This is a genomic window from Mesorhizobium sp. M7A.F.Ca.CA.001.10.2.1 (assembly GCF_003998575.1).
Taxonomy (GTDB): domain Bacteria; phylum Pseudomonadota; class Alphaproteobacteria; order Rhizobiales; family Rhizobiaceae; genus Mesorhizobium.
Genome location: NZ_RZQY01000802.1, coordinates 1 through 2,392, shown reverse-complemented (window position 1 = coordinate 2,392; position 2,392 = coordinate 1). Strand labels below are relative to the sequence as shown.

The following is a 2,392-nucleotide window of genomic DNA, read 5'->3' as shown; positions in this document are numbered from 1 at the left end:
GTGCCTGCTGCGTCAGCGATTGCGGCGTGTTTCCAACGATGGTTTCGGCGCCCGCCGGCGTGGTCAGCGGAAAGGCAGCTCCCGGTTTGGACATAGGCACGTAGGCGACTTTTTCAGGCAGCGCCGTATCGCTCGCCGTCATCACGGTCGTCTGCTCGGTCGTGACCTCGGACGAATCGGCGACAGCGGCCGACTTGCCACTTGAGGCAGCATTCATATCCGATGCGGTGGCATTGTAACCGGGCATTCCGACCGACATTGTCGGGTCGCCAGCCGAAGTGCAGGAGGCCAGAAGCAAGGAGCAGAGCGCTGCCACAATGGCGCGGCGTTCTCCCTTTGCGAGGCTCCATCCTGCTGATTTCAAAGTCAAATTCCCCCTCGATGTCCGGTCGGTATATCCTTGGCGCCACACGCATGCGTCGATGCCAAGGTGACCTTTGTCTCCGATCCGGAAACGAGACCTGTGTCAAATCCGCAAGCCTGGAAGTATTTTTGCGGTGATTGTCGAATTACGGCCGCTTGATGGTTGACGACACCATTTCGCCCGCTTTTGGCGGTCCGTCAACTCACCACACATTACAGTCCGTTACACACGTACTTTCACATAGGTGCCGGGAGCATCACCCAAGGTTTTCATATGCTTGCCCGGTTTGCGGGCAGGCACGCGGGTGTTGTCCTTGGCCTCTATCCAGTCTTGCCAGTGCGGCCACCAGGATCCTGGATGGTCGGTGGCATTGGCTATCCACTGGCTGAAGTCGCCCGTCGGCGTACCCCCGGTCCAGTACTGGTATTTGTTGGATGCCGGCGGATTGACGACCCCTGCGATATGGCCCGACCCGGCCATCACATACTCGACCGTGCCGCCGAAATATTTCGAACCGAGGAACACCGAAAGCGCCGGCGCGATGTGATCTTCCTTGGAGGCGAGGTTGTAGACCGGGATGGTGATGTCCCCAAGCGAAACCGTGTGACCCGCCAGTTCCATCGTGCCTTGCGAAAGGTTGTTCTCAAGATAGCAGTTGCGCAGGTAGAAAGAGTGATTGGCCGCCGCCATGCGGGTGGAATCTGCATTCCAGTAGAGCAGGTCGAAGGGCAGGGGATCCTTGCCGCGCATGTAGTTGTTGACGACATAGGGCCAGATCAGGTCGCCTGAGCGCAGCATGTTGAAGGCGGTCGCCATCTTGGTGCCGTCGAGATAGCCTTTTTCGCTCATCGACTTTTCCACAGCGGCGACCTGTTCTTCGTCGACGAACACTTTCAGGTCGCCGGCATGGGTGAAGTCGACCTGCGTGGTGAAGAAGGTCGCCGACTTGATGCGGTCGTCGCCCTCTTGCGCCATCAGCGCCAGTGCCGCCGCCAGAAGCGTGCCGCCAACGCAATAGCCGATCGCGTTGACGTCGCGTTCGCCGGTGGCCTTCTCGACGGTGTCGAGGCCGTATTGCAGACCCTCGCGGATATAGGCTTCCCAACTCTTGGTGCCGTGGCGCTCGTCCGGATTGATCCAGGAGATGACGAACACGGTGTGGCCCTGTTCAACCGCCCAGCGAATGAAGGATTTCTGCGGGTTCAAATCGAGGATGTAGAATTTGTTGATCCATGGCGGGCAGATCAGCAAGGGCCGCTTGAGCACCGTCTCGGTCGCCGGGTCGTACTGGATGATTTCGGCGACGTCGCTGCGGCCGACCACCTTGCCGGGAGTGGTGGCGATGTTCCTGCCGATCTCGAAGGGTGAGTAGTCAGCCTGCCGCAGCTTCAGGTCGCCCTTGCCGGCGGCGATGTCCTCGGCCAGCATCTTCATGCCGCGCACCAGGTTTTCGCCGTTCGACGCGACGGTTTCACGGAACAGTTCCGGATTGGTCAGGATGAAATTCGACGGCGAGATGGCGTTGGACACCTGCTTGACGTAAAAGCCGGCCTTGTGGCGGGTGTGCTCGTCAAGGCCTTCGGCGTGCTCGACCAGATCGGCCGCCCAGCGCGAGGTGACGAGATAGGCCTGCTTGAGGAAATCGAAGAAGGCGTTGCGGCCCCATTCCGGGTCGAGGAACCGCTTGTCGCCGCGCTCCGGCTTGACCGCGTCTTCGGTGTCTTGCGCGGCGTTGCTGGTGCGCTGAATGGCGTTGGCCCAGACCGTCATATAGCCGGAGAACAGCCGCGTCTGCGCTTCCAGCGCGCGCTGCGGATCGGCAAGCCAGTATTCGCTGAGCTTGGAAAAGGTCTTCACCATATCGACAACGGGCTCGGCGACATGGTCGCGCACGTCGCCTTTTTCGCGCGGCTCGGCCCAGGCGGAAGCGGCCTTGCCGGCCTGCTCGATCATGCGCGCCATGTTCAGGGCGAAGCGTTCCGGGTCCTTCACCAGATATTGCTCGACGGTCGAAGGCTCGTCATCTTC

At 60.6% G+C, this 2,392-nt stretch carries 1 protein-coding gene and 1 pseudogene; both read right to left on the bottom strand.

What is annotated here, in order from left to right; all coding sequences use genetic code 11:
• Window positions 1-370: pseudogene (locus tag EN964_RS31930) on the bottom strand (peptidase M15A); the annotation flags it as partial.
• 216 nt (window positions 371-586) lie between these two features.
• A partial coding sequence (gene phaC, locus EN964_RS31925) for a class I poly(R)-hydroxyalkanoic acid synthase (RefSeq protein ID WP_127277230.1) occupies window positions 587-2,392 on the bottom strand: 1,806 nt, incomplete at its 5' end.